Genomic DNA, 20384 nt, shown 5'->3' with positions numbered 1-20384 from the left:
ATCACCGACCCACCAGGAATCAGCAATCCATGCGTAAGAAAACGGTGCTGGCCGCGGCGTTCGTCGCCGCGGCCGCACTCACCCTCTCGGCCTGCGGCAGCAGCGACGACGCCGACAAGCCCCTCGCGGACGTCTCCGCCCAGGCGAAGACCAAGGCCGCGACGGTGCTCGACCAGCCGTTCACCAAGCCCGACCTCGTCCTGACCGACACCCACGGCAAGAAGTACGACCTGCGCGAGCGGACCAAGGGCAAGCCGACGCTCATCTACTTCGGCTACACCAACTGCCCCGACGTCTGCCCACTCATCATGAGCAACATCGCCATCGCCAAGAAGTCCCTGCCCAAGGCCGACCAGGACAAGCTCCAGGTCGTCTTCGTCACCACCGACCCCGAGCGGGACACCCCGTCCTCGCTGGGCAGCTGGCTCAGGGCCCAGGACGCCTCCTTCATCGGTCTCACCGGCGACTTCCCGACCATCCAGGCGGGCGCACGCCAGATCGGCATCGGCATCGACCCTCCGAAGAAGGAGAAGGACGGCACGGTCGTCTCGATGCACGGGTCGCAGGTCATCGCGTTCTCCCCGAAGACCGACAAGGGGTATGTGCTGTACAGCGAGGACACCACTCCCGACGACTACACCAAGGACCTCCCCAAGATCATCAAGGGGGAGAACCCGTGAACCGCCGCACCGTCCTCGCCGGCGTCGTCGCCCTCACCACCGGGCTGACGCTGGCAGGGTGCTCGTCCTCGGGCGGCAAGCCCGAACTGAAGGTGACCGGTGCGTTCATGCCGCAGCCCGTCAACGACATGGCGGCCGGCTTCCTCGTCGTACAGAACAGCGGCGACAGCTCCGACCGGCTCACTTCGGTCACCAGCCCGCTCTCCGACGACGTCACGATCCACCGGACGACGAACCAGACGATGCGCATGGTGACGTCCTTCGAGGTGCCCGCGGGCGGCGAACTGGACCTGGAGCGCGGCGGCAACCACATCATGTTCATGAAACTGAAACAGCGGCCAAGGCAGGGCGAGAGGGTGTCCGTCGAGCTGCACTTCGAGAAGGCCGACCCCATAAAGGTCGACCTTCCCGTGAAGGAGACCACCCACAACCCGAAGAAGCAGTGAGGGACTGACACTCCATGACAGCCACCGCCCCGCACTTCGGGCCGACCCCGTCCGTGTCCCCGACGCGCCGCCGACTCGCCGCTGCCGCACTCCTCGCCGTATTCGTCGGCACGGTTTTCGGCCTGCTGCTGGGCGGCGCTGGACCGGCGTCCGCGCATGCCGCGCTCACCGGGAGCGATCCGCAGGACGGGGCGGTGGTCGCCACCGCCCCCAAGGAGGTCACGCTCACCTTCTCCGAACAGGTCGCCATGGGTGACGGCTCCGTCCGGGTCCTGGACCCGAGCGGCAAACGCGCCGATACCGGTGCGGAACCACGCAATCTACCAAGCGACTCCACCGTCAAATACAGCGTCCCGCTGCACGCGGGGCTGCCCGACGGCACGTACACCGTGGCCTGGCAGGCAGTCTCCGCGGACAGCCACCCGGTCTCCGGCGCCTTCACCTTCTCCATCGGCGCCCCGTCCAACACGACCGTCGCCCTGCCGACGGACCAGGCCGGAGGCGGCCTGGTCGGCACGCTCTACGGCATCGCGCGCTACGCCGCGTACGCCGGCTTCATCCTGCTGGCCGGTGGCTCCGCCTTCGTACTGGCCTGCTGGCAACGCGGGGCGAGCGCCCGCCCCTTGCAGCGCCTGGTCGTACGCGGCTGGATGACGCTCACCACGGCCACCCTGGCCATGCTTCTGCTGCGCAACCCGTACACCGGCTCCGGAAAACTCGCGGACATCTTCGACCTGGACGGCCTGAAGGCCGTACTCGACACCAAGCCGGGGGCCGCGCTGGTCTCCCGGCTGCTGCTGCTCGGCGCCTCCGCGCTCTTCATCGCCGTGCTGTTCGGGGCGTACGCGAAGCGCGAGGACGAGCGGGAGAAGAAGGACCTCACCTTCGGGCTGGCCATCGGTGGCGCGGTCATCGCCGCCGGGATCGCCGGGACATGGGCGCTGGCCGAACACGCCTCGACCGGGATCCAGCCCGGCATCGCGATGCCGGTCGACGTTCTGCACCTGCTGGCCGTCGCCGCCTGGTTGGGCGGCCTCGCCGCGCTGCTGGTCGCGCTCTACCGGACGCCGGACATCGAAGTCACGGCGGTACGCCGCTTCTCCCGTATCGCGTTCGGCAGTGTGCTGGTGCTGACGGCGACCGGGCTCTACCAGTCCTGGCGGCAGGTCGGCTCCTGGTCCGCGCTGACCGGCACCCGGTACGGGCAGCTGCTGCTCGTGAAGGTGGGGCTCGTCGCCGTCCTGGTCGGGGTCGCCTGGATCTCGCGGCGGTGGACGGCTCGCCTGACTGCGGGCACGACAAAGGCGCAGGACACGGGCGCCGGCACCGCTGACGCCGACACCGGGACCGCTGTGGAGACCGAGCCGGCGACTGTGCCCGAGGATCCCGCACGGGCCGCCCAACTCACCCGGCAGAAGGCCGCCGTGGCGACCGCCACGAAGAAGCGGATCCGCGACGCCGACCCCGATCGGTCCGGGCTACGCCGCTCGGTACTGGCGGAAGTCGGGGTCGCGGTGGCGCTGTTGGCGGTGACCACCGTGCTGACCTCGACCGAGCCCGGACGTACCGAGGAGGAAGCGGCCCGCACCTCGACGGCCGCATCCGTGCCCACGACCGCGGGCCCCGTCGCGGTGAACATGCCGTTCGACACCGGCGGCAGGAACGGCAAGGGGGCTGTCCGGATGGACATCGACCCCGGTCGTACCGGCGCCAACGGGCTCCACATCTGGATCGACGGCCCCGACGGACAGCCCATGGACGTCCCTGAGGTGAAGCTCGCCTTCACCCTCGCGTCCAAGGACATCGGTCCGCTGCCCGTCGTCCCCGACCGGCTCGCCGAGGGGCACTGGACGGCGAGCGGCGTCCAGATCCCGATGGCGGGCAGCTGGAAGCTGGCGGTGACCGTGCGTACGTCGGACATCGATCAGACCACCATCGCCAAGAACGTGAAGATCGGCTGAGCGGGATCATGAGCGGAACCAGCATGAGCAGCGCGAACAGCAAGCGCGGCTCCGACAGCAAGAACGGCACGGGCAGCGCGAACAGCAAGCACGGCACGGACGCCGGAGCCGAGACCGCAACGGGGGACCTCTCCCGGCGGCGATTGCTCGGCGGTGTCGGCGCGGCCGGTGCGGCCGGACTGGTGCTGGGCGCAGCGGGTGGCGCGACCGGTTACGCCGCGACCCGCTCCGACGAACCGACCGCGCTGACGACGATCGGCACGACCCGGGCAATGTTTCACGGGAAACATCAACCCGGGATCACCACTCCGCTTCAGGCGCGCGGCCATCTCGTCGCGTTCGATCTGGCACCCGGCGCGGGACGGAAGGAAGCCGCCGCCCTGATGCGCCGATGGTCCGCCGTGACCCAGCGGCTGATGGCCGGCGAACCCACCGCCGGCGGCAGTGCGGACGGCACGACGCACGACACCGGGATCGCGCTGGACGCCGGACCGTCCTCGCTGACCGTCACCTTCGGCTTCGGGCACACCTTCTTCGAACGTACGGGCCTGGTGGCCCATCGGCCGCCGGGGCTGGACCCGCTGCCGCCGTTCTCCTCCGACCGGCTCGACCCCAAGCGCTCGGGGGGCGATCTCTGGGTGCAGATCGGCGCCGACGACGCTCTCGTCGCCTTCCACGCACTGCGCTCCATCCAGAAGGAGGCCGCCACGACGGCCAGGGTGCGCTGGCAGATGAACGGCTTCAACCGCACCCCCGGCACCACGGCCAAGCCGATGACCGCCCGCAATCTGATGGGCCAGATCGACGGCACCGGCAACCCGAAGCCGTCGGAGAGCGACTTCGACCAGCGCATCTTCGTCCCGTCGCACACGACGGAGGGCGACGACGCGAAATACGCCTGGCTGGCCGGCGGCTCGTACGCAGTCGTGCGACGGATCAGGATGCTGCTCGACGACTGGGAGAAGCTCCCGCTGGACCGGCAGGAGCGGGTCATAGGGCGGCGCAAGGCGGACGGTGCGCCGCTGAGCGGCGGCACCGAGACCACCGAGATGGACCTCGACAAGGCGGGGCCCGACGGCAAGCTGCTGATCCCGGACAACGCCCACGCCCGGATCTCCTCCCCCGAGAGGAACAGCGGCGCGGCGATGCTGCGGCGCCCCTTCTCGTACCACGACGGCATCGCGGCGGACGGCACTCCCGACGCCGGGCTGCTCTTCATCTGCTGGCAGGCGGATCCGCTGAAGGGGTTCGTGCCGGTGCAGCGCAAGCTCGACCGGGGAGACGCGCTGTCGCCGTTCATCCGGCACGAGGCGAGCGGCCTGTTCGCGGTGCCGGGCGGCGCGGCGGACGGGGAGTACGTGGGTCAGCGGCTGCTGGAGTCGTGAGCCACCGCGGCGCATTAGGGTGACGGTATGTCCGCCACGCGCTACGCCTATCTCGGTCCCGAAGGCACCTTCACCGAGGTCGCCCTCCGTACGCTCCCGGAAGCAGCCACTCGGGAACTTGTCCCGATGGTCTCCGTACCGGCGGCTCTGGACGCGGTACGGAGCGGGACTGCCGCGGCAGCACTCGTACCGATCGAGAACTCCGTCGAGGGCGGCATCACCGCGACCCTCGACGAACTGACGACCGGCGAACCGCTGATGATCTACCGCGAGGTGCTGCTCTCCATCACCTTTGCGCTGCTCGTGCGACCCGGCACCAAGCTGTCCGACGTCAAGACGGTCACCGCGCACCCGGCCGCGCAGCCGCAGGTACGCAACTGGATGGCGGCCCATCTGCCGGCGGCCGTGTGGGAGTCGGCCGCGTCCAACGCGGACGGTGCGCGGTTGGTGCAGGAGGGGCGGTACGACGCCGCCTTCGCCGGTGAGTTCGCGGCGGCGACGTACGGTCTCGAACCGCTGGTGACGGAGATCCACGACGCGGAGAACGCCCAGACTCGCTTCGTCCTGGTGGGCCGCCCGGCCCGGCCGGCGGCGCCGACCGGTGCGGACAAGACGTCAGTGGTCATCTGGCTGGGCGACGACCACCCCGGTGCGCTGCTCGAACTCCTCCAGGAGTTCATGGTGCGCGGGGTGAACCTGATGCTGATCCAGTCGCGGCCGACGGGTGCCGGCATCGGGAACTACTGCTTCGCAGTGGACGCCGAGGGGCACATCGCGGACCGCAGGGTCGGCGAGGCCTTGATGGGTCTGAAGCGGATCTGCCCGAAGGTGCGGTTCCTCGGTTCGTATCCGCGGGCCGGAGTGGCGCCGGAGGACGTACGGCCGCTGCGTGCGGGGACATCGGACACGGACTTCACGGACGCCTCGGACTGGCTGGCCCGGAATCAGGACGGCCGGGCCTGACGGTCGGGACCAGGGGCCGCGATTGACGGTCGGGTCCGAGAGTCGGGATCGAAGGTCGGGATCGAGGGCCGGGACTGGTCCTCGTGCCGCGGTGGCGTGCGCCCATCACAGGTACTATCACCTGATTTTCACAACCCACAGAGTTATCCACAGGGATGGTTCTCGACCTGGGGACAAGTCGACACCTCAATACGACATGGTCGACAAATCGCTCCAGTCACCCCACACCCCTCCACAGAGCCGCAGGTCGGCCCGTGTCACCTCAATTCCATTGATCAACTCTTTAGGACGAGGAATTCCCACCCGAATGAGTGTGTGAAGCGAGTTTGAACAGGGAATCCATGAGCCTTCATGTGGCTTTCGGAATGATCTCTTCCTGTGTCCACAGATCTTCTTCACAGCCTGTGGATAACTTCGGAGGGTCACCACCCCCTGTGGACAAGCGACCTCCAACTCCCGCCCCACGCAAGGTCTGTACGTCAAGAACGGAAGCCCCTTAATGCCCCATTCAGGGGAATAGGAGCTCTTTATTTGACGACCAAGATCGGCTGCGGCCATCGACCGTTCCCAGCATTGCCAATTCCGGCAATTCGGGCAAAGCGACACACTCGGCAATATCGGTTCGAGCTATGGAAGCGCACACCGGTAGCCTGGAGCCGTGATTGACCTTCGCCTGCTCCGTGAGGACCCCGACCGTGTTCGCGCCTCCCAGCGCGCCCGTGGAGAGGACGTCGCGCTCGTCGACGCTCTTCTCTCCGCCGACGAGCGGCGCAGGTCGTCCGGTGTCCGCTTCGACGAACTCCGCTCCGAGCAGAAAGCGCTCGGCAAGCTCATCCCCAAGGCTTCGCCCGAGGAGCGCACCGAGCTGCTCAAGAAGGCCGAGCAGCTGAAGGCCGACGTCAAGGCCGCCGACGCGGAACAGGACGAGGCGGACGCGGAGGCCAAGAACCTGCTGCTGCAGCTCGGCAACATCGTCCACGAGGACGTGCCGGTCGGCGGCGAGGAGGACTTCGTCGTTCTCGAGACGCACGGCACCATTCGCGACTTCGGCGCCGAGGGCTTCGAGCCCAAGGACCACCTGGAGCTCGGCGAGGCACTCGGCGCCATCGACGTGGAGCGCGGCGCCAAGGTGTCCGGCTCGCGCTTCTACTACCTGACAGGTGTCGGCGCGCTGCTGGAGCTCGCCCTCGTCAACGCTGCGATCGCGCAGGCCACCGAGGCCGGATTCATCCCGATGCTGACGCCGGCGCTGGTTCGCCCGCGCGCCATGGAGGGCACCGGCTTCCTCGGCCAGGCCGCGGAGAACGTGTACCACCTGGAGAAGGACGACTACTACCTGGTCGGAACCTCCGAGGTCCCGCTCGCCGCGTACCACATGGACGAAATCATCGACGCGGACAAGCTGCCGCTGCGCTACGCCGGCTTTTCGCCGTGCTTCCGCCGCGAGGCCGGTACGTACGGCAAGGACACCCGAGGCATCTTCCGGGTCCACCAGTTCGACAAGGTCGAGATGTTCTCGTACGTCGACCCGGCGGACGCCGAGGCCGAGCACCGGCGTCTCCTCGACTGGGAGAAGCAGTGGCTCACCGGTCTCGAGCTGCCGTTCCAGGTGATCGATGTGGCCACCGGCGACCTGGGGTCCTCGGCCTCCCGGAAGTTCGACTGCGAGGCGTGGATCCCGACCCAGGGCAAGTACCGCGAGCTGACGTCCGCGTCGAACTGCAACGGTTTCCAGGCGCGTCGCCTCTCCGTCCGGATGCGCGAGGGCAAGAAGGTTCAGCCGCTCGCCACCCTGAACGGCACGCTCTGCGCCGTACCGCGCACCATTGTGGCGATCCTGGAGAACCACCAGCTGGCCGACGGTTCGGTGCGGGTGCCCGAGGTGCTCCGTCCGTACCTGGGCGGGCGTGAGGTTCTGGAGCCGGTCGCCAAGTGACCTTCCCCTACAAGCTCGTCGCGACCGACCTCGACGGCACGCTGCTGCGTGACGACGACACGGTCTCCGAGCGCACCCGCGAGGCACTGGCCGCCGTGACGGCGGCCGGTGCCGCGCACATCATCGTCACCGGACGGGCCGTCCCGTGGACCCGCCACATCCTGGACGACCTTGGCTACAACGGCATCGCGGTCTGCGGTCAGGGCGCGCAGGTCTATCACGCGGGCGAGCACAAGCTGCTGACCTCGCTGACGCTGGACCGGCAGCTAGCCGGTCTCGCGCTGTCCAAGATCGAGGCAGAGGTCGGCCCGCTGGCGCTGGCGGCGAGCCGCGACGGACTCGACGGCGAGGTGCTGGTCGGCCCTGGCTACCAGGTGCAGGAAGGGCCGCTTCCGGCCGTCTTCGTGGAGGATGCGACCGAGATGTGGTCCGCGCCGCTGAACAAGGTCTACATCCAGCATCCGGCACTCGACGACGACGCACTGGCGAAGGCCGCGCGTGGAGCCGTCGGCAGCTTGGTGGACGTGGTCATGGCAGGGCCCGGCGTGGTGGAGATCCTGCCGCTGGGGCTGAGCAAGGCGACCGGGCTCTCGCTGGCAGCGCGCCGACTGGGCGTGAAGGCGGCGGACACGCTCGCCTTCGGTGACATGCCGAACGACATCCCGATGTTCGCCTGGGCGCAGCACGGTGTGGCGATGGCCAACGCGCACGACGACCTGAAGGCCGTGGCACACGAGATCACCGCGTCGAACGAGGACGACGGCATCGCAGTGGTGCTGGAACAGCTGCTCTAGGCATCTGCGGCGGTCGTACAGTTGCACCGACGCACCGATGCGCAGATGAGTTGGCTGTTCCGACTGGGCTGACGTAACTGTGCGGAGGATGCGCGGAACTGTGCGGAGGATGCGCGGATCGAACGCGCGCGGGGTCCAGGCCCCGACGACGGCTTAGCAAGCCGCTGCCTTACCACTCGGCCAATCCTCCGGGAGGGCGGCCGCGCGATGCGCGCAGAAGGGCCGCCCCGGGCTTCCCGCTGCGAGCGGCTCGGCGGAGTGAGGTGATGGTTACTCCGGCGCCTGCTCCGGGCCGCCCCGATGGGAACTCGACGGACTCGGACTCTCGGTCATCGTCGCGCTCCTCTCCCGGTCTGTGGAATTCGCTGTCGGCCTGTGCCGCACCGACAACTCTGCCTGGGGCGGACTTTGGGTGCCACCCATTTTCCGGGCGGTACCGAAAGTCCGCGATCAGCAGTCGGATCGACGCTGCCTGTCGCGGCGGCTCAGATCCTTCAGGTTGCGGGCGAGATCATCCATCCGGCCGTCGACGCGGACGATGTCCCCGGACATGTGGCCCAGCCGTACGCTCATGGCGCCGACGACCTGATGCGTGGCATCCAGCCGACGGTCGGGGCTGTCGAGCCGGTGCGACATCCGGTTGAGAGCCGGCCCGAGCTCCTGGAGAGCGCTGCCGACTCCGGCGAGGCGACTCTCGACCCGGGTGACGCGATGTTCCAGTGAGGCGTACCCCGCACGCAGGTCCTGCTCGGCGTCGAGAAGGTAGGTACGGACGCAGCGGGCGATGTCGCGGTCACGAAGAAGCATCGCGACGTTGAGCACGGTCCTGCGGGTGTACCGCCGGAGCCGAGTGGCTGCCTGTGGATAACTTTCCGGCTTGCCCCTCCCCTCCCTCTTCCGTAGCGACAGGATGTCGCTATGGAAAGGAGCGCAGCTCAGCGCCGCGCAGCACCCGTATGCCGTTGTCCGCGAGCTCGCCCTGATGCCGGTCGGTGAGCCTTCAGACGGCGGTTGTGGATACTTCGAAGTAACGAGCCAGCTCCTCTGTGCGAAGGTGCATTCCGTCCGGGAGCATGACAAGGCTCTTCACCCTGTCGAGGACGCCGACGCGCCCCATCTGCTCGACGCGCAGCGCGCGCGACTCGAACAGGGCGACTTCCGTGGGCATGGACATGCCTTCCGATGATGAAAACCGACGATGGACAGCCCTGTCCCCCGAGCTTCGGAGGCGGAGGACGCTCACGGTTGCCACTCACCCAATGACCGACCCGGCGGGTGTTCCCTCACCGGCATCGGCAATCCCCGATTTCACGAACGCTACGACGCCACGGATTCCAGTTGCCTCCACGCGCCCTGAACAACGAGCCGATAAACGGACAGTTACGCGTACGACTGTCCGCTCATGCGGCAACCCCCGCCCACCGGACAGGGGTTGCCGCATATGAGGTGCGAAGAGATTCCGAGGGGCTGCCGCTCACTCCTCGCCGGCGAGCTTCAGCGTGCGCAGCTTCTGGCCCGCGTACCAGGTGGCGAGCACCGTGACCGCCGCCAGCAGAACCGTCGCGAGCGGCAGTCCGACCTCGGAGGTGATCGCCCCTTCCCCGCCGACCTTCTCGGCAAGCGCGAGCGACCACTGCTGCACGCTGAGCGTGCGCGCCCCGGGCACGAAGCTGCCGAAGAGGGCCTCCCAGACCAGCGCGTAGACCAGACCGAGGACAACTGCGTGCCTGCTGACCGTGCCGAGCAGCAGGAACAGCGCGCTGTACGCGATCGAGGCGACCAGCGCCGCGATCGTGTACGCCACCGCGATCTGCTGGCCGTTGCCATTGAGGATCAGGCCCGCGACGAATGTCGGCAGGGCGGAGAAGACCATGGTCACGGCGATCGCCACGATCAGCTTGGTGAAGATGATCGTCGGCCGTTTCACCGGCTTGGCCAGCAGATAGACGATCGATCCGTCGTCGATCTCCGGGCCGATGGCCCCCGTGCCTGCGATCACACCGATCAGCGGCACCATCGTGGCGATGGCGAAACCGCCCAGCACATTGGCGGCGACCTGGTCATCGGCCCCGGCGAACATCCGTACCGCCACGGCGATGACGATCAGCAGCGCGGGCAGGACGAAGAGGATCGCGGCCCGGCGCCGGCCGAGCAGGGCCCGGTAGGTGAGCCGGGCGACTGTGGGGTTGTACATGACGCTTCACAGCTCCTTTCAGGCCGCTACTCAGGCCGCTACGAGATAGGAAAAGACCGATTCGAGGGACTCGTCGGACGGCGAGACCGTCAGCAGACGGATGCCGTGTTCACGCGCGACCTTCGGGAGCAGTGTGGTGAATCGTCCGAAGTCGACTGCCTGGATGCGCAGGGCCTGTTCGCCCAGGTCGACTTCGATCCCGGCCGTCGACGGGTCGGCGATGAGCGCGGCAGCGAGTGCGCGGTCGTCGCTGGACCGTACGAGATAGCGGTGCGGGCGGTCCGTCATCAGCCGGCGGATCTTCCGGAAGTCACCGGACGCCGCATGCCGTCCGGCCACGATCACCTCGATGTGCGACGCGAGTTGTTCGACCTCTTCGAGGATGTGGGAGGAGAACAGGACCGTGCGGCCCTCGGCGCCCATCCGCCGCAGCAGTTCCATCAGCTGCATCCGCTGCCGCGGGTCCATCCCGTTGAACGGCTCGTCGAGGAGCAGCACCGACGGCTCGTGGACCAGCGCGGACGCCATCTTCACGCGCTGGCGCATGCCCTTGCTGTACGTGGAGATCTTGCGGTCCTGCGCGTACTCCATCTCGACCGTGGCGAGCGCCTTGCGCGCCGCCGCATCACCGAGTCCGTGCAGTTCCGCATTGGCGACGACGAATTCGCGACCGGTGAGGAAGTCGTACATCCCCTCCCGCTCCGGCACGATGCCGATCTGCCGGTACACCGCCTCGTTGCGCCAGATCAGCGCGCCGTCGAGCGTGACCTTGCCCGTCGACGGCGCAAGGAACCCGGCCATCATGTTGATCAGCGTGGACTTCCCCGCGCCGTTGGGGCCGAGCAGCCCGGTCACACCGGGGCCCACGGTCATGCTGACGTCGTTGACGGCGACCACATTGCCGAACCAGCGTGAGGTGTGGTCGATCTCGATGGTGGTCACAGCCCGACCCTCCGGTAGCGGCGCATCAGTACGGCGTACGAGCCGGCGACAAGCGCGAGAACAACGATCAGATACACCACACCTGCCCCGGCGCCCGGTCCTTCCCCTCCGGGGAAGGCGGAGGTGGCGCCGAGGAACGCGGTCTGGACGCCGCCGATCAGCGTGATGGGCGAGAAGAGTCCCAGCCACTGCACCGCGCCCGCCGAGCCCGTCTCCCAAGCGATGGCCTGGACCGTGGAGACCGCTCCGTACGAGATGGTCAGCACGGCGATCACCGCCGCGACGCCGAAGCCGCGGCGCGGTGTCAGTGCGGCGACGACCAGACCGAGCCCGGCGAAGAGCACGGAGAGCAGCGCCACCGACGCCACCCCCTGCCCGAACCACTTGGTCTGGTCGGCGAAGTCGAACTTCGCCAGCAGGGCGCCCACATACATCACCAGCAGCGGCGTCACGGTGAGGATGAACAGGGCGGATGCCATGGCGGCGTACTTGGCGACGACGTAGTCGGCCCGCTCGATGGGACGCGAGAAGTAGAGGGGGACACTCTTGAAACGGAGATCCCGGGAGACGGACTGCGGTGCCTGAGAAGCGATGAACAGGCCGATGACGGCCTGCAGGTAGATCGCAAAGTCCGTGTACTTCATCATGAGCTTCGTCGCGTCGGGCGCGGCCATCGCGACGGCCACGGTGATCAGCGCGACCAGGCACATCACACCGAAGAGCAGCATTGGCAGCACCTTGGACTTGACCGAACGCCCCAGTCCGAAGGAGCCCCGCAGGGACTGCGAGTAGAGCGAGCGGCGGGCATAGCCACGGCCCAGCCGAGGGCCGTCGTAGGAGCGGTACCCGATGTTGTGGATCCGGGTGTTGTCACTCCCGGTCACGGCCCCGGTCTCAGTGCTCATCGTGACCGCTCCCCTTCTGCTGTACGGCGCCGGCCAGGGCTGTCTCCGCGGCCTCTGTGGTGTCTTCGGTACGGAAGACCTCGGCGATGTGGTGGCGTCGCTGTTCCATACGTACGAGTCCGAGCCCGAGCCCGGCGACGCTGTCGCGGACGACGTCGTACGTCTCCTCGCCGGTGGCCTCGATCAGCAGGATGTGACCGGCGCCGGGCAGGCTGTCGGCCTCGATCCCGTCGCGGCCCACGAGCCTGACCCCCGCCGCGGTCAGCGCCCGGCGCAGCGCGTCCGTGCCGTCCGGGTGGGTGTCGCTGTCGGTGACCTCGACCGCGAGGGTCGTGGTGGTCTGGGTGAAATCGCTGGTGGAGCTGGAGCGCAGCAGCGCGCCGCCGTCGATGACGACGACATGGTCGCAGGTGCGCTCCAGCTCGCCCAGGAGGTGCGAGGTCACCAGGACCGAGATGCCGAAGTCGGTGTGGATGCGGCGGATCAGGCCGAGCATCTCGTCCCGACCGACCGGGTCCAGCCCGTTGGTCGGCTCGTCGAGGAGGACCAGCTGCGGGTCGTGGACCAGCGCCTGAGCCAGCTTCACACGCTGCTTCATACCGGTCGAGTAGCCACCGATGGGGCGGTAGCGCTCCTCGTACAGCCCCACATGACGCAGGGTGTCGGCGGTGCGCTCGCGTGCCGCCGTCGGCGGCAGCCCGGACATCCGCGCCATGTGGACGACGAACTCGGTGGCCGAGACGTCCGGCGGCAGGCAGTCGTGCTCGGGCATGTAGCCGACCCGCTCCCGGATGGCGGCGCCACTGGTGGCGACGTCCAGCCCGAGCACCGCGGCCCGGCCTTCGGTGGCGGGGGACAGACCCAGCAGGATCTTGATCAGTGTGGACTTGCCGGCTCCATTGGCACCCACCAGGCCGGTTACACCGGGCCCGATGTCCAGGGTGAGCCGGTCAAGAGCGGTCACCCGGGGGAACCGCTTGCTCAGGCTTTCGGTTGCGATCACAGTCACGTACTCGAAGGTAGTGGCGCGGGCCACACCGGTCGTCAGACCAGGCGGTTGGATCCGCATCAGACTCCAGTCGTACGGACCCGTAGGGGGACCCCACGAAGGAGGACGGCTGAGCGCTACGAAAACAGGGGGACGAGGGAGAACAGAGGGACGAAAGCCGGGGGCTGGAGCCGGAGGCGGGCTGGTACGGGGTGCTCATGGAGTTGTCCACAGGTCTGCGCACGCCCCTTGACGTAGCCGCCGAGCATTGTCACATTCATCAATGTCACGTTACGAGCACGTACCGCACACGGCATGGGACGGACGGTGGCATGGCCTCACCGGTGAAGGATGCAACGACCCCGGAACTCCAGAGGTTCAGAGAGGTGCAGCGCCTCGCGTACGCATGCGCGGAGGCGGTCGCCGCCCGGCTCGAACCGGGCGTGACGGAGCGCGAGGCGGCCCGGATGCAGCGGGAGTGGCTGCGTGAGCGCGGGGTGCGGGACTGGTTCCATCTCCCGTTCGCCTGGTTCGGGGACCGTACGGCGTTCGCCGGTTTCAAGGTGCCGCTGCAGTTCTTCCCGACCAACCGGAAGCTGGAGCCAGGGATGCCGTTCATCCTCGACATGGCTCCGGTGTACAAGGGGTTCACGGCGGACATCGGATACTCCGGCTGCCTCGGGCTCAACCCGCTGCACGACAAGCTCCTCGCCGATCTTGAGGCCCACCGCGCGCTGATTCTGGGCGAGGTGCGCGAGCGGCGTTCGCTGCGCGAGATCTATGAGGACGTCGAGCGCCTGATGATCAGGCAGGGGTATGCCAACAGGCATCGCGCGTACCCCTTCGGAGTCATCGCTCACAAGATCGACCGGGTCGCCGAACGCCGTTGGTCCCCGCGTGTGTTCGGGTTCGGTACGCAGTCGCTCAAAGGGCTGGTCAGCGATGCACTGCACGGGCACCGGGAGGGCTGGTCGCCGCTGTGGAGCCCGTACAGCTTCTCCGACCATCCGCCGCAGCCGGGGCTGTGGGCGGTCGAGCCCCATCTCGGATTCCGGGGCACAGGCGCCAAGTTCGAGGAGATCCTGGTCATCACCGACTCCAAGGACCCCGAGCAGAGCGCCTTCTGGCTGGACGACGATCTGCCGCATGTGCGGCGCTGGGCCGAGGAGAGGGTGGCGGCGTGAGTCTTCAGGATGTGCCGGGGATCCGCGAACGCCGGGTGAGTACCGGCGGGATCGACTTGTGCGTTGCCGAGCTGGGCGACGAGACGCGTCCCACGGTCGTGCTCGTCCACGGCTACCCGGACAGCAAGGAAGTCTGGACGGAGGTCGCGGAGCAGCTGGCCGAGCAGTGGCATGTCGTGCTGTACGACGTGCGCGGACACGGCCGGTCGACGGCTCCGACGCCGCTGCGCGGCGGGTTCACGCTGGAGAAACTGACCGACGACTTCCTGGCCGTGGCCGACGCGGTGAGCCCGGACCGGGCGGTGCATCTGGTCGGGCACGACTGGGGTTCGGTCCAGTCGTGGGAGTTCGCGACGGTCAAGCGCACCGAGGGCCGGATCGCCTCCTTCACTTCGATGTCGGGTCCGTCTCTGGACCACTTCGGGCACTGGATCAAGCAGCGGATGTCCCGGCCCACTCCGCGCCGGGTCGGCCAGCTGCTCGGCCAGGGCGCCAAGTCCTGGTACGTGTACATGCTGCACGCTCCGGTGCTGCCGGAGCTTGCCTGGCGCGGCCCCCTCGGCAGACGGTGGCCCCGGATACTGCAGCGGCTGGAGAGCGTGCCCGCGGGCGACTACCCGACGCCGTCCCTGCCGAACGACGCGGCGCACGGCGCCTGGCTCTACCGCGACAACGTCCGGGTCCGGCTGCGAAGGCCGCGTGAGGACGCTTTCGCACATGTGCCGGTCCAGCTGGTCACACCGACCGGTGACATTTTCCTTTCGGAGCGGCTCTACGACGAACTGGAGCTGTGGGCCCCGCAATTGGTGCGGCGCACCCTGCCGGCCAAGCACTGGGTGCCACGCACCAGGCCGGACCAGCTGGCTTCCTGGATCAGCGAGTTCGTGGCCGGCATCGAGTCGGCCCAGGAGGACGGGCGGCCGCTCCAGGACCCTGCACCGACCGGGGCGCACGCGGACCGGTTCGGCGGGCAGTTGGTGCTGGTGACGGGTGCGGCCGGCGGTATCGGGCGGGCCACCGCGTTCGCCTTCGCCGAGGCCGGCGCCCGGGTGGTGGCCGTGGACCGGGACGCGGAAGGGGCGGCCAGAACGGCCGAGATGGCCCGTCTGATCGGGTCCCCCGCGGCCTGGGGCGAGGTGGTCGACGTCAGCGACGAGCAGGCGATGGAGAAGCTTGCCGAGAAGGTCGCCGCCGAGTACGGCATCGTCGACGTCCTGGTCAACAACGCCGGGATCGGCCTGTCGGGCTCCTTCCTGGAGACCACGAGCGAGGACTGGAAGAACGTCCTCGACGTCAATCTGTGGGGAGTCATCCACGGCTGCCGGATCTTCGGTAAGCAGATGGCCGAGCGTGGCCAGGGCGGCCATATCGTCAACACCGCGTCCGCCGCCGCGTATCAGCCGTCCCGGGCGCTGCCCGCGTACAGCACCTCCAAGGCGGCCGTGCTGATGCTCAGCGAGTGCCTGCGGGCCGAACTGGCCGAGCGCTCGATCGGGGTCAGCGCGATCTGCCCCGGTGTCGTGAACACCAACATCACTGCGACGACGCGCTTCGCCGGGGCCGACGCCGCCGAGGAGAAACGGCTGCAGAAGCGGACCGGCCGGCTGTACGGGCTGCGCAACTACCCTCCGGAGAAGGTCGCCGACGCGATCATCGAGGCCGTGGTGCACAACCGGGCCGTGGTGCCGGTGACACCGGAGGCCCGCACCGCCCGGTTCCTGTCCAGGTTCAGCCCCGGCGCGCTGCGCGCGATCGCCCGGCTGAAGCCGCCGCTGTGAGCGGGCAGGGAACGTCGGCGGTGACGAGCCGGTCCGCCGCCGAGTACCGGATCGAGGACCTGGCGCATGCGAGCGGCGCCACGGTCCGCACGATCCGGGCCTACCAGGACCGGGGACTGCTGCCGACACCGGAGCGGCGCGGCCGGGCCAATGTGTACGGGGACACGCATCTCGCCCGGCTCCGGCAGATCGCCGACCTGCTGGACCGCGGTTACACGCTGGCCAGCATCAAGGAACTGCTGGAGGCGTGGGACGCGGGCCGCGGACTCGGCGGAGTGCTCGGGCTCGTCGCCGAGGTGCATGGGCCCTGGACGGACGAGCAGGCCGACCGGATCACCCGGGACGAGCTGCACAGGAGGTTCGGCGGTGCGCAGGACGACCAGGCGGTCGCCGAGGCGGTCGAGCTCGGTGTGCTCGAGCCGATTCCGGGTCGACCCGACGAATTTCTGGTGCCGAGTCCACAAGAGCTGGCGGTAGCTGTCGAGTTGCACGGAGCCGGTGTACCGCTGACCGCAATCTCCGGTCACCTGAGGGAACTTCGCGGTCAGGTCGAACACATCGCGTCCCGATTCCTGGAGTTCACCACGGAGCATGTGTTCGCGCGTTACCTCGGTCATCGTCCACCGACGGACGCGGATGCGGCCGAAGCCGCAGAGCTCGTGCGGCGACTCCGCCCGCTCGCCCAGCAGACGGTCGATGCGGAACTGGCGCGCGCCATGCGGATGTTCGCCACCCGTCATCTACAGCATCACCTCGGCGCGGACGCGCCGATCGGCTCGTCTCCCGCTGTGGGGGAGCCCCGTCCTGTACTGCTGCCGCCGGACACAATTGGAGCTGTCCAACAGCTTGTTGGGCCGCAGAATGTCGCGGCTTTCGTCGCGGCTGCCACCGAACGGGAGGTCCAGGCGCGGACATTGGACGCACTTGCCACATCACATCTAAAATCAAGGTAAGTTGACCAAATGGGCTGATCGCACCGCCACTTGTCCACAGAATCGCCAAATCGCCTGTGGATAACTCAAGTTGACTGTGGATCAAACCTGTGGACGAAAATCACTGGTGTGGATCCTGAGCAAATCCGGATGCGCCGACGAGATCGTCACGGGCACTCTTGCGGGATGAATGAAAGACGCACCGTCAAGGTGTCCAAATACCTTTCGAAACACCTGCGGCATCAACCGGAGCGGATCGGCATCACTCTCGATGCGAACGGCTGGGTGTCGATCGACGAGCTGCTCCGCGCCACTGCCCGGCACAACTTCCCCATCACCCGGGCCGAGCTCGACCATGTCGTCGCGGTCAACGACAAACGGCGTTACGCCATCGACGGCGACCGCATCCGGGCGAGCCAGGGCCATACCGTCCCGGTGGACCTCGATCTGCCGCCGGTCGAGCCGCCCGCGTATCTCTACCACGGCACGGTGGGCCGCACCCTGGACGCGATCCGTGCCGAGGGGCTGCGCCCCATGAACCGACGCCACGTCCACCTCTCGTCCGACCGCGAGACGGCGACCCGTGTCGGCGCCCGGCGCGGCCGGCCTGTCGTCCTCTCCTTGGACGCGGCCGCGATGCACCGAGCGGGTCACGTCTTCTACGTCAGCGCGAACGGGGTCTGGCTCACGGAGGCGGTACCGCCCGAGTTCCTGCGCTTCCCCGGCTGAACCCGAACGGACCCGACCGGGTCCGATCGCCCCCGCCACCCACCATGCCGACCCACCGCAACGAGCCGACGCACCGCCATGATCGTGAGCATGGACCGTCCCCACTTCGCCGGCATGGAAGCCGTAGTCGTTGCGATCCGCGAGGTCGCCCGCGAATTCGGCCTGAAGGTGCGGACCACCGATGACATCGGCGCCGACCAGGTCTCCCGGCGTACTTCCGCCGGCGCCTTCTCGGTCATCGATCCGGACGGCTCGCTGCCGCACGAGGCCTTCGTCGAGCTGAGCGGCTTCCCGGCCGTCACCATCCAGGCCTTCCCTGACGATGACGCGAAGATCACTGGCGACGGCATCGAGTTCCCCGACGTCCCGCGCGACTCCGTGCCTGCCTTCCTGTGGTCGGTCCACACCGGGATGACCCATGTGAAAGGCACAGTCTTTCCGCCCGGATGGTGGCTGATCGTGCCGCTGCCCGGCGACGAGACCTACAAGGAGCTCGTGCCGCGCGGAGCTCTGTCGCCCTGGCTCAGCCGCAGCGTCCGTCGTTAGGGGCTGTCATGTGTTTTTTGTCCGCAGCACGTCCACCGTATGGTCGTGGGTATGCGTCTGAGCACTGTAATTCTGCCGATCCACCGCTGGAGCGACGGCCGGAAGATCTGGCGGCGCGCCGAGGAGCTGGGGTTCCACGCCGCGTACACGTATGACCATCTGGCCTGGCGGACCTTCCGCGACGGACCGTGGTTCGGTGCGGTGCCGACCCTGACCGCCGCGGCCGCCGTCACCGAGCGGCTGCGTCTGGGCACCCTTGTCACGTCCCCCAACTTCCGGCACCCGGTGACCTTGGCCAAGGACCTCATCACGCTGGACGACGTCTCCGACGGACGCATCACCCTCGGTATCGGCGCAGGCGGCAACGGTTTCGACGCCACGACGCTGCGCAGGAGCGACGAAGAGCCGTGGACCCCGCGCGAACGGGCGGACCACTTCGCCGAGTTCGTGCCGCTGCTCGACCGGCTGCTGCGGGAGCCGTCGGTCACGCACGAGGGCGAGCTCTACGTGGCGAACGAGGCGCGGAACATCCCCGGTTGTGTGCAGCGGCCGCGGCTGCCCTTCGCAGTGGCCGCCACCGGGCCGCGCGGGCTGAAGCTCGCCGCGCAGTACGGCGATGCATGGGTCACCACCGGAGACCCCAAGCTGTTCGAGACGGGCACCCCGGAGCAGTCCGTGGAGGCCATCCGCGGGCAGATCACCAAGCTCGGCACGGCCTGCGAGGCCGTCGGCCGGGATGTGGCCGAGCTGGACAAGATCCTGCTCACCGGTTTCACCCCGGACCGCCCGCTGGAGTCCTTCGACGCGTTCGTGGACTTCGCGGGCACCCACTTCGAGCTGGGCTTCACGGAGATCGTCATCCACACGCCGATCGCGGACTCCGACTTCGCGGCGGACGAGAAGGTCTTCGAGCGGATCGCCACGGAGGGGCTGTCCCAGCTCGGCTGACCCACGCCTGCCGCCCGCCGACCGCGATACCGACGCCCGCTGACCGGCGCACCGCTACCGACAGCGCGGCAGCGGCTCGTCGATCCTCTGGCATATGCCTCAGACATGTTTGCCAGCTCAGGGGCGCGCATCCTCAAATGCGCGCCCCTCCGCACACCCGTGCGCTCCCGTACGCGAGAATAGCTGGGTGACCTCAGCTATCGATTCGCCTCTGCCTGCCGCTCCCCGGCTGATTGCAACCGATCTGGACGGCACTCTGCTGCGCGACGACAAGACCGTCTCGGACCGCACAATCGCAGCACTCGCCGCGGCCGAGGAGGCCGGGATCGAGGTCTTCTTCGTCACCGGCCGACCGGCCCGCTGGATGGATGTCGTCAGCGCCCATGTCCACGGCCACGGTCTGGCGATCTGCGCGAACGGCGCCGCGGTCGCCGATCTGCACGCGGGCGGCAAGCTGGTCGAGGTCCGGCCGCTGGAACGCGATATCGCCCTGGATGTCGTCCACTCCCTGCGTGTGGCCGCCCCCGGCACCTCGTTCGCCGTCGAGCTGACCACCGGCATCCACTACGAACCGTCCTACCCGCCGTTCCACTTCGACCCGGGCGCCACCGTCGCCATCGCCGAGAAGCTGCTCCACGAAGAGGTGCGTGGCACAGGCGCCCCCGTACTGAAGCTCCTGGCACACCATGCGGAACTGGCACCGGACGAATTCCTCGAAGTGGCTCGCACCGCAGCCGGTGACCGGGCGTCCTTCACCCGGTCCAGCCCCACGGCCCTGCTGGAAGTCAGCGGTCCCGGCGTCTCCAAGGCCAGCACGCTGGCACTCTGCTGCGCCGAGCGCGGCATCTCGCCCGCCGAGGTCGTCGCCTTCGGGGACATGCCGAATGACGTGGAAATGCTGAGCTGGGCGGGTACCTCGTACGCGATGGAAAATGCCCACCCCGCAGCGCTGGCCGCCGCCTCCGGCCGGACCGTCACCAACAACGAGGACGGTGTCGCGGTCGTCATCGAGCGGCTCGTCGCCGAGCGCCGGAAGCACCGCAGCGAAGGCTGAACGCCCCCGATCACCCCGA

The 20384-nt window shown here is 68.4% G+C and carries 18 protein-coding genes, 1 tRNA gene and 1 pseudogene; 14 read left to right on the top strand and 6 right to left on the bottom strand.

Annotated elements, in window-relative coordinates; genetic code table 11:
• Positions 1-29: 29 nt before the first annotated feature.
• The 7 genes from ACIA8E_RS14465 (at position 30) to ACIA8E_RS14435 (ending at position 8165) form a co-directional block, all read left to right on the top strand.
• The gene (locus ACIA8E_RS14465) at positions 30-680 is read left to right on the top strand and encodes an SCO family protein (RefSeq protein WP_399297906.1); all 651 of its coding nucleotides are present in this window, start codon (positions 30-32) and stop codon (positions 678-680) included.
• Complete coding sequence (locus tag ACIA8E_RS14460; RefSeq protein ID WP_399297904.1) at positions 677-1126, top strand: copper chaperone PCu(A)C; 450 nt, start codon at positions 677-679, stop codon at positions 1124-1126. Before ACIA8E_RS14465 ends, ACIA8E_RS14460 begins: the two co-directional genes overlap by 4 nt.
• 14 nt (positions 1127-1140) lie before the next feature.
• The gene (locus ACIA8E_RS14455) at positions 1141-3087 is read left to right on the top strand and encodes a copper resistance CopC/CopD family protein (RefSeq protein WP_399297902.1); all 1947 of its coding nucleotides are present in this window, start codon (positions 1141-1143) and stop codon (positions 3085-3087) included.
• Between the two features lie 23 nt (positions 3088-3110).
• Positions 3111-4472, top strand: a complete 1362-nt coding sequence (efeB, locus tag ACIA8E_RS14450; protein ID WP_399297900.1) for an iron uptake transporter deferrochelatase/peroxidase subunit — start codon at positions 3111-3113, stop codon at positions 4470-4472.
• A gap of 27 nt (positions 4473-4499) precedes the next feature.
• Complete coding sequence (gene pheA / locus ACIA8E_RS14445) at positions 4500-5435, top strand: prephenate dehydratase (protein ID WP_399297898.1); 936 nt, start codon at positions 4500-4502, stop codon at positions 5433-5435.
• Between the two features lie 658 nt (positions 5436-6093).
• The gene (gene serS / locus ACIA8E_RS14440) at positions 6094-7371 is read left to right on the top strand and encodes a serine--tRNA ligase (protein ID WP_399297896.1); all 1278 of its coding nucleotides are present in this window, start codon (positions 6094-6096) and stop codon (positions 7369-7371) included.
• Positions 7368-8165 (top strand): HAD family hydrolase, encoded by a 798-nt coding sequence (locus ACIA8E_RS14435; protein ID WP_399297894.1) that lies wholly within the window; start codon positions 7368-7370, stop codon positions 8163-8165. The genes serS and ACIA8E_RS14435 overlap by 4 nt, the downstream gene beginning before the upstream one ends.
• 103 nt (positions 8166-8268) lie before the next feature.
• On the opposite strand, the gene ACIA8E_RS14430 is transcribed toward ACIA8E_RS14435, so the two are convergent.
• From ACIA8E_RS14430 to ACIA8E_RS14405, 6 genes and pseudogenes are all read right to left on the bottom strand, one after another.
• Positions 8269-8355, bottom strand: a tRNA-Ser gene (locus tag ACIA8E_RS14430).
• Positions 8356-8615: 260 nt separating this feature from the next.
• Positions 8616-9333: pseudogene (locus ACIA8E_RS14425) on the bottom strand (hypothetical protein).
• Positions 9334-9639: 306 nt separating this feature from the next.
• Positions 9640-10359, bottom strand: a complete 720-nt coding sequence (locus ACIA8E_RS14420) for an ABC transporter permease (RefSeq protein WP_267004208.1) — start codon at positions 10357-10359, stop codon at positions 9640-9642.
• A 30-nt stretch (positions 10360-10389) separates the two neighbouring features.
• The gene (locus ACIA8E_RS14415; RefSeq protein WP_030929934.1) at positions 10390-11301 is read right to left on the bottom strand and encodes an ABC transporter ATP-binding protein; all 912 of its coding nucleotides are present in this window, start codon (positions 11299-11301) and stop codon (positions 10390-10392) included.
• Complete coding sequence (locus ACIA8E_RS14410) at positions 11298-12206, bottom strand: ABC transporter permease (RefSeq protein WP_399297891.1); 909 nt, start codon at positions 12204-12206, stop codon at positions 11298-11300. The genes ACIA8E_RS14415 and ACIA8E_RS14410 overlap by 4 nt, the downstream gene beginning before the upstream one ends.
• Positions 12196-13170: an ABC transporter ATP-binding protein gene (locus ACIA8E_RS14405; RefSeq protein ID WP_399298147.1), complete on the bottom strand. Its 975-nt coding sequence runs from the start codon at positions 13168-13170 to the stop codon at positions 12196-12198. The genes ACIA8E_RS14410 and ACIA8E_RS14405 overlap by 11 nt, the downstream gene beginning before the upstream one ends.
• Before the next feature lie 356 nt (positions 13171-13526).
• On the opposite strand from ACIA8E_RS14405, the gene ACIA8E_RS14400 reads away from it, so the two are divergent.
• From ACIA8E_RS14400 to ACIA8E_RS14370, 7 genes are all read left to right on the top strand, one after another.
• Positions 13527-14378, top strand: a complete 852-nt coding sequence (locus tag ACIA8E_RS14400; protein ID WP_399297890.1) for a M24 family metallopeptidase — start codon at positions 13527-13529, stop codon at positions 14376-14378.
• The gene (locus ACIA8E_RS14395; RefSeq protein WP_399297888.1) at positions 14375-16156 is read left to right on the top strand and encodes an SDR family oxidoreductase; all 1782 of its coding nucleotides are present in this window, start codon (positions 14375-14377) and stop codon (positions 16154-16156) included. The genes ACIA8E_RS14400 and ACIA8E_RS14395 overlap by 4 nt, the downstream gene beginning before the upstream one ends.
• A gap of 20 nt (positions 16157-16176) precedes the next feature.
• Complete coding sequence (locus ACIA8E_RS14390) at positions 16177-17109, top strand: MerR family transcriptional regulator (RefSeq protein WP_399297886.1); 933 nt, start codon at positions 16177-16179, stop codon at positions 17107-17109.
• Between the two features lie 165 nt (positions 17110-17274).
• Entirely contained in the window at positions 17275-17817 is a 543-nt protein-coding gene (locus ACIA8E_RS14385) for an RNA 2'-phosphotransferase (RefSeq protein WP_399297884.1), read from the top strand.
• A gap of 90 nt (positions 17818-17907) precedes the next feature.
• On the top strand, positions 17908-18363 hold the full coding sequence (locus ACIA8E_RS14380; protein ID WP_399297883.1) for a hypothetical protein: 456 nt from the start codon (positions 17908-17910) through the stop codon (positions 18361-18363).
• A 3-nt stretch (positions 18364-18366) separates the two neighbouring features.
• On the top strand, positions 18367-19311 hold the full coding sequence (locus tag ACIA8E_RS14375) for an LLM class flavin-dependent oxidoreductase (RefSeq protein ID WP_399298145.1): 945 nt from the start codon (positions 18367-18369) through the stop codon (positions 19309-19311).
• 187 nt (positions 19312-19498) lie between these two features.
• Positions 19499-20365, top strand: a complete 867-nt coding sequence (locus ACIA8E_RS14370; RefSeq protein WP_399297881.1) for a Cof-type HAD-IIB family hydrolase — start codon at positions 19499-19501, stop codon at positions 20363-20365.
• Positions 20366-20384 lie beyond the last annotated feature (19 nt).

The organism is Streptomyces sp. NPDC051664 (assembly GCF_044453545.1).
Lineage (GTDB): Bacteria > Actinomycetota > Actinomycetes > Streptomycetales > Streptomycetaceae > Streptomyces.
Note: the sequence above shows the minus strand (reverse complement) of the source record. Positions and strands in the feature narration are given on the sequence as shown.

What these genes read in the sequence shown, in the direction of transcription:
- ACIA8E_RS14465 (WP_399297906.1), top strand. Translation starts at nt 30, where the DNA reads ATGCGTAAGAAAACGGTGCTGGCCGCGGCGTTCGTCGCCGCGGCCGCA.
- ACIA8E_RS14455 (WP_399297902.1), top strand. Translation starts at nt 1,141, where the DNA reads ATGACAGCCACCGCCCCGCACTTCGGGCCGACCCCGTCCGTGTCCCCG.
- efeB (WP_399297900.1), top strand. Translation starts at nt 3,111, where the DNA reads ATGAGCAGCGCGAACAGCAAGCGCGGCTCCGACAGCAAGAACGGCACG.
- pheA (WP_399297898.1), top strand. Translation starts at nt 4,500, where the DNA reads ATGTCCGCCACGCGCTACGCCTATCTCGGTCCCGAAGGCACCTTCACC.
- ACIA8E_RS14420 (WP_267004208.1), bottom strand. Translation starts at nt 10,359, where the DNA reads ATGTACAACCCCACAGTCGCCCGGCTCACCTACCGGGCCCTGCTCGGC.
- ACIA8E_RS14410 (WP_399297891.1), bottom strand. Translation starts at nt 12,206, where the DNA reads ATGAGCACTGAGACCGGGGCCGTGACCGGGAGTGACAACACCCGGATC.
- ACIA8E_RS14400 (WP_399297890.1), top strand. Translation starts at nt 13,527, where the DNA reads ATGGCCTCACCGGTGAAGGATGCAACGACCCCGGAACTCCAGAGGTTC.
- ACIA8E_RS14385 (WP_399297884.1), top strand. Translation starts at nt 17,275, where the DNA reads ATGAATGAAAGACGCACCGTCAAGGTGTCCAAATACCTTTCGAAACAC.
- ACIA8E_RS14380 (WP_399297883.1), top strand. Translation starts at nt 17,908, where the DNA reads ATGGACCGTCCCCACTTCGCCGGCATGGAAGCCGTAGTCGTTGCGATC.